This window comes from Kribbella steppae (genome assembly GCF_004342025.1).
Classification (GTDB): domain Bacteria; phylum Actinomycetota; class Actinomycetes; order Propionibacteriales; family Kribbellaceae; genus Kribbella; species Kribbella steppae.
On the sequence record NZ_SLWN01000010.1, the window covers coordinates 263,152 to 269,560 of the forward strand.

Sequence of the window (6,409 nt, forward strand, 5' to 3'; positions counted from 1 at the left end):
TTGGGCGCGTGCGCGAACTGGTTGTGCTGGGCACCGGAAGCCAGGTGCCGTCGCGCGAGCGCACGCAGAACGGCTACTTCCTGCGCTGGGACTCCGAGGGGTTCCTCTTCGATCCGGGTGAGGGCACGCAGCGCCAGATGCTGTACGCCGGGGTCGCGGCCGGCGCGATCACCCGGCTCTGCGTCACCCACTTCCACGGCGACCACTGCCTCGGCGTACCGGGGATCGTGCAGAGGCTGTCGCTGGACGACGTACCGCATCCGGTCCGGGCGCACTATCCGGCGTCCGGGCAGACCTACTTCACCCGACTGCGGTACGCCGCTTCGTTCTATGAGCGGGCCGAGTTGATCGAGGAACCCGTCGAGGAGGACGGTCTGCTGTCGGTTGGACCGTTCGGGCAACTGTGGGCGCGCCGCCTCGAGCACCCGATCGAGTCCTTCGGTTACCAGTTGATCGAGCCGGATGGCCGGCGGATGCTTCCGGACAAGCTCGCTTCGCACGGTGTCGTTGGCCCCGCGGTCGGGCGGCTGCAGCAAGCCGGCTCGATCGAGATCGACGGCCGGACCGTCACGATCGAGCAGGTCAGCGAGCCGCGGCCCGGGCAACGCTTCGCGTTCGTCATGGACACCCGTCTCTGCGACAACGTCCTCCAGCTCGCCGACCGCGCCGACCTGCTCGTGATCGAGTCCACTTACCTCTCCAGCGAGTCTTTGCTGGCCCGTCGCTTCGGTCATCTCACCGCCCGCCAGGCCGCCCGAGTGGCCCAGCAATGCGGCGTCCGTAAGCTTGTGCTGACGCATTTCTCCCAGCGCTACCTGGACCCGCAGGCCTTCCACGACGAGGCCGCCGAGGAGTTCACCGGCGAAATCATCGTCGCCGCCGACCTGACCCGCACCCGCGTCCCGGCTCGCGGCTGACGGGCTGACGTTTCCTGGCCCGCGGTTCGTCAGCGCAGGGTTCGGAAGAACTCGCGGACATCGGTGACCAGGAGTTCGGGCTCCTCGAGGGCCGCGAAGTGGCCGCCGTGGTCGACGTCGTTCCAGCGGGTGATGGTGTTCTCCACCTCGGCGTACCGGCGGATGCCGACGTCGTGCGCGAACACCAGAGCCGCCGTGGGCACGCCCGAGTTCTCCTTGGTCGCGCCCCACGCCTGTTGCTGGGCATAACCGACGTACGCCGCCGATCCCGCCGTACCGGTGAGCCAGTAGAGCATCACGTTGGTGAGCAGCCGGTCCTTGCTGATGATCTCTTCGGGCAAGGTTTCGGCCGGATGGGTCCAGGCGCGGAACTTGTCCATGATCCAGGCGAGCTGCCCGACCGGCGAGTCGACCAGCCCGTAGGCCAGCGTCTGCGGCCGCGTCGACTGGATCGAGATGTAGCCGAACTCCGCCTGCATGAAGGTCGCGATCCGCCCGATCCGATCCTGCTCCAGCGGGGTCAGGCTGTTGAACTCCTCGTCCGCCAACGGGAACGGCGGCAGTCCCGGAGCGCCGTTGACGTGCACGCCGACCACGTGGTCCTTCGCCGCCCGGGCCACCTCGGGTGACACCGCCCCGCCGATGTCACCGCCCTGTACGCCGTACCGCTCGTAGCCGAGGCGGTTCATCAGCTCGGCCCACACCCGCCCGACCCGGTCCGTCGACCAGCCGCTGTCGCTGACTGGGCCGGAGAAACCGAATCCGGGGAGCGCGGGGATGACCAGATGGAAGGCATCCGCGCTCGAGCCGCCGTACGCGACCGGGTCCGTCAGCGGGCCGATCACGTCGAGGAACTCCACGATCGATCCCGGCCAGCCGTGCGTGAGGACGAGCGGGAGCGCCTCGGGCTCAGCCGATTTCACGTGCAGGAAGTGGATCTGCTGGCCGTCGATCGTGGTGGTGAACTGCGGGTACGCGTTCAGCTCTGCCTCGGCCTTGCGCCAGTCATACCCGGTGCGCCAGTAGTCGACCAGTTCGGACAGCCAGGAGACCGGTACGCCGGTGTCCCAGTCGTCGCCGGGGAGTGCGGCCGAGAGCCGGGTGTTCTCCAACCGGGTCGCCAGGTCGTCGAGGGTGCTCTGCGGGATGTCGATGCGGAAAGGTTCGATCATGGTTCTACAGTGTCATCCGGTTAGGACAGCTTCAGTCCTAACTTCCTGACAGAATCTCGGCATGCTCGAAACTTCTGCTCGATTGCTCAAGTTGCTCTCCTTGCTGCAGCTACCCCGGGAGTGGAGTGGCGCCGCGCTCGCGGCGGAGCTGGGTGTCGGGGCGCGGACCGTCCGTCGCGACGTCGAGAAGCTGCGCAATCTCGGTTACCCCGTCGACGCCGTACCAGGGGTGGCCGGCTATCGCCTCGGCGCGGGTACGGCGCTGCCGCCGTTGCTCCTGGACGACGACGAGGCTGTCGCCGTCGCGATCGGGTTACGCGAAGCCGCGACGGGCGGTGTGGCCGGAATCGAGGAGTCGTCGGTCCGTGCGCTGACGAAGCTCGAGCAAGTGCTGCCGTCCCGGCTGAGGCATCGCATCAAGTTGCTACAGGCAATCGCTGTCACGCCGTCCGGCGGTCCTGTGGTGCAACCGGACGTGTTGCTGGCGGTCGCCGCGGCCACTCGCGATCGGCAGCGTCTGCGGTTCGACTACCGCGGTCATGACGGTACGACGAGCATCCGTACGACGGAGCCGCATCGGCTCGTGCACACCGGTCGGCGGTGGTACCTGGTCGCGTGGGACCTCGACCGTACGGACTGGCGAACCTTCCGCCTCGACCGGCTCGAGCCGCGCATCCCGACCGGACCGCGCTTCACTCCCCGCGAGGTCCCCGACCTGGATACCACCGCCCGCGGCGTCGCGTCCGGCGGCTACCGCTACCAGGCCCGCTTCCTCATCCACGCGCCCGCCGAGCAGGTCGCCGACCGCTTGGGCCCGAGCATCGCGACCGTGACTCCGGTGACCGCCGCCACGACCCGGGTCGAGACCGGCTCCAACTCCCTGGACGAGTTGGCCCTCTACATCGGCCTCCTGCCCTACTCGTTCGAAGTCCAGTCGCCACCCGAACTCATCGCTCACGTCCGCTCCTTGACCACCCGCTTGGCTGCCGCTGTCCCGCCGGGCTGACCTGTACGGTTTCAGTCATGTCGCTTGCCGGGGTGGAGGATCGGTACGTCGAAACCGTGCTCGGCCGGACCCGACTGCGCGTCGGGGGATCGGGACCAGCCATGCTCTTCTGGCCGAGCCTGCTGATGGACGGGATGCTCTGGTCCGGTCAGGCGCCGCATTTCATCGACCGTTTCCAGGTGATCCTGGTCGATCCGCCCGGCCATGGCGACAGCACCCCACTGACGGGACCGTTCAGCTTCGAGCAGTGCGCTCAGGTGATCACCGAGATCCTCGACGACCTCGGCGTCGACAAGGTCCACCTCATCGGCAACAGCTGGGGCGGCATGATCGGTGGCACGTTCGCCGCCCTCCACCCCGACCGGATCGGCATCGCCGTACTGATGAACGCGACCGCCTCCCCGGCCGGCCTGCGGCAGAAGTTCGAGTACGGCGTCCTGACCCGATCGGCCCAACTCCTCGGTGCGATCCGGGGACCACTTGTCCGGCCGGTGATCGACGCGTTCCTCGGCCCGACCGCCAAACACGAGAAGCCGGATGTCGTTGCCGCGGTCAACGAATCCGTCCGGCGGGTGAACATCGCGTCCGGCCGCCATGCGGTCACCAGCGTGGTCCCACGCCGCCCGGATCAGCGCGAACTGTTCGCCCGGATCCGCACGCCCGTCCTCGTCGTGGCCGGCGCCGAGGACGCCACCTTCCCGGTCGCCGAGACCGAGGAGATGGCCGACTCGATCCCAGGCGCGCGCTTCGTCGTCCTGGAGCAGTCCGCTCACCTTGCCGCGCTGGAATCGCCGGCCGAGGTGAACGCCCTCATCGACGACTTCCTCACCGACAACCCCTACCCGCTGCCTGCTTGATCGCTCGCGTCACTTGGTTTCTGTGGACAACCTGGGGACGAAGCCTGTGGGCAGAAATCCCTTAAAAATAAGGGCATTCCTGGTTTGAGAACTGTCGGTGGCGGTGCCTAGGGTGGTCGCCATGGAGATCCTCGGCGAACGACCCGCCTGGTCGATGACCGACAGCGAGAAGCTGTCGCGCCTCGACGCAGCCGTCGCCGAGATCCACAGATTGAAGACCTACTACCTCCACCTCGCCGGCGACCTCGACGCCTCCGGCTACGCCAACGACATCGGCGCCGGCGACACCGCCCGCTTCCTATCGACGCGCTACCGCATCGACGCGGACGAGGCACGCCGCGACCTTCGCCTCGCCAAATCCCTGACCAAGTACCAGGCCATCGCCGCCGCCCTCCCCGACCCCGCCACCCCATTCCCCGGCCCGCCCACCCCCGACGCACCCGCCAACCCCCACCAGACCGCCGACCCCGACCACACCGAAGACACCGACCGGGCCGATGACGGCGGCATGGCCGAAGACACCGACCAGGACGTTGACGCCGACCAGGCCGAAGGCGCCGGCACGGTCGATGAGGCCGATAGCAACAAGCAGACCGACCGGGGTCGCCCGATGCACCCGGCGCAGGCGGCTGCCATCGTGTCCGCCCTGGACAAGGTCCCCGACACCGTGCCGGTCGAGAACCTCGACGCCGCCGAACGCCAACTCATCAACCTGGCCCGCACCTTCACCCCCAGCCAACTCCGCAACGCCGCCCACCGCATGCGCAACATCCTCGACCCCGACGGCCCCGAACCCGACGAAAACCGCGCCTACCACCGCGAATCCCTCACCCTCAAACCCGCCGACAACGGCGTCAAGTTCGGCGGCTACCTCGCCAACGAAAACGCCGAACTCCTCCGCACCCTCATCCACAGCGGCGCCAAACCCCACAAAACCATCGACGGCCACCCCGACCCCCGCCCCCGCGACAAACGCCAAGCCGACGCCCTAACCACCCTCCTCAACACCGCAGCCACCATCACCCACACCACCAGCACGACCAGCACCGCCAGCAACCGCACCACGACAACCACCGCCAGCAGCCGCACCACGACAACCACCGCCGGCGACCGCAGCACGACCAACACCTCTCCCGCCGACCGCCACACAACAGGCAACGCCGGCAGTGATCCCAGCCCAGCCAGCCACCCCGACGGACCCACCCGCCCCAGCACCTCGACCGGCGCAAACGCCCGCACGGATGCACCTCCTGGACATCGCGACAGCACCAGCACCGCTGGCAACTCCGACCAGCGCGGCCGTGGAGACCTGCCACCGGTCGACAGCCCCGCTGCTCACGAGGCGCCCAGTCACGAAGCGCCCAGTCACGAAGCGCCCAGTCATGAGGCGTCCAGTCACGAGGCATCGACTCACGACGGGTCGAGTCGAGATGCGTCGGGTCACGACACGTTCGGCCAGTACATTCCCGGGCACGGTCCGAAGGCCCACCTGACCATCACCATCGACTACCACGCCCTCAAAGCCGCGACCGCCGACGCGACCGGCCAGACCGTCTTCGGCGACGACCTGTCCGCAGCCGCCGTCCGCCGCCTGGCCTGCGACGCCCAAGCCATCCCCGTCGTCCTCGGCACCAAATCCCAACCACTCGACGTCGGCACCACCAAACGCCTCATCACCGCACCCATGCGACTCGCCCTCAACGCCCGCGACCGCGGCTGCGTCGTCTGCGGCGCCCCACCCATCCAATGCGAAGCCCACCACCTCGTGCACTGGATCGACGGCGGCAACACGAGCGTCTCCAACCTCGTCCTACTCTGCAAACGCCACCACATCGACCTCCACACCGGCCACTGGCACATCCAAATCATCAACGACGTCGTCCACGTCACCCGCCCCGGCTGGGCCACCCCCGACCCCATCCCACCCAACACATACAAACCACCCATCCACCACGACACCGCGGACACCTCCACGTGTGTCGCCGATCCTGCCCGCCCACACAACAACGACCGCGGGCAGCATCACAGCCGTTCCCAGGCCAGCACACCAGATCTCCGGCTGAACGCCACACCGGATGAGGTCCGTCAGGCGATCTGGGGTGACGACATCCGGCCGGCCACCCCCGGATCATCCCAACCTGCCAAGCCTGCCACCACAAGACCATCACCCTTCGTTGCTGCTCGCCCGCCCAGCTAGTGCCTGGCTGGGCTGCTGGTCTCGTTCACGGACCGTCGATGGTTGCTGCCTAAGTCGACGCTCGCTCACCTCGGTGCCACTGAGCCCTCTTCCGCCGAGCTGGGCCGTTGGCTCGCTTCGGTGCGACTGCGCTCACTCTTCCGCCGAGTTGAGCCGTTCGCTTGCTTCGGTGCGACTGCGCTCACTCTTCCGCCGAGTTGAGCCGTTCGCTTGCTTCGGTGCGACTGCGCTCACTCTTCCGCCGAGTTGAGCCGTTCGCA

5 protein-coding genes are annotated in these 6,409 nt (G+C 68.0%); 4 read left to right on the plus strand and 1 reads right to left on the minus strand.

From position 1 onward, the window contains the following. Positions 1 to 8 precede the first annotated feature (8 nt). A complete protein-coding gene (locus EV652_RS28715) occupies positions 9 to 917 on the plus strand; it encodes a ribonuclease Z (protein WP_132212376.1) in 909 nt (302 codons plus the stop codon). 29 nt (positions 918 to 946) lie between these two features. Here the strand turns inward: EV652_RS28715 and EV652_RS28720 are convergent, their stop codons facing one another. Then, positions 947 to 2,089 (minus strand): epoxide hydrolase family protein, encoded by a 1,143-nt coding sequence (locus tag EV652_RS28720; protein ID WP_132212377.1) that lies wholly within the window; start codon positions 2,087 to 2,089, stop codon positions 947 to 949. 61 nt (positions 2,090 to 2,150) lie between these two features. Here EV652_RS28720 and EV652_RS28725 point away from each other — a divergent pair, with 61 nt between their 5' ends. The 3 genes from EV652_RS28725 to EV652_RS28735 all read left to right on the plus strand — a co-directional run bounded on the left by EV652_RS28725 (position 2,151) and on the right by EV652_RS28735 (position 6,149). Continuing rightward, positions 2,151 to 3,095 carry a helix-turn-helix transcriptional regulator gene (locus tag EV652_RS28725; RefSeq protein ID WP_132212378.1) on the plus strand — a complete coding sequence of 315 codons (945 nt, stop codon included), beginning with the start codon at positions 2,151 to 2,153 and terminating at the stop codon, positions 3,093 to 3,095. Positions 3,096 to 3,112: 17 nt separating this feature from the next. Further along, the gene (locus EV652_RS28730; RefSeq protein ID WP_132212379.1) at positions 3,113 to 3,952 is read left to right on the plus strand and encodes an alpha/beta fold hydrolase; all 840 of its coding nucleotides are present in this window, start codon (positions 3,113 to 3,115) and stop codon (positions 3,950 to 3,952) included. Positions 3,953 to 4,073: 121 nt separating this feature from the next. Next, entirely contained in the window at positions 4,074 to 6,149 is a 2,076-nt protein-coding gene (locus EV652_RS28735) for an HNH endonuclease signature motif containing protein (RefSeq protein ID WP_132212380.1), read from the plus strand. Positions 6,150 to 6,409 lie beyond the last annotated feature (260 nt).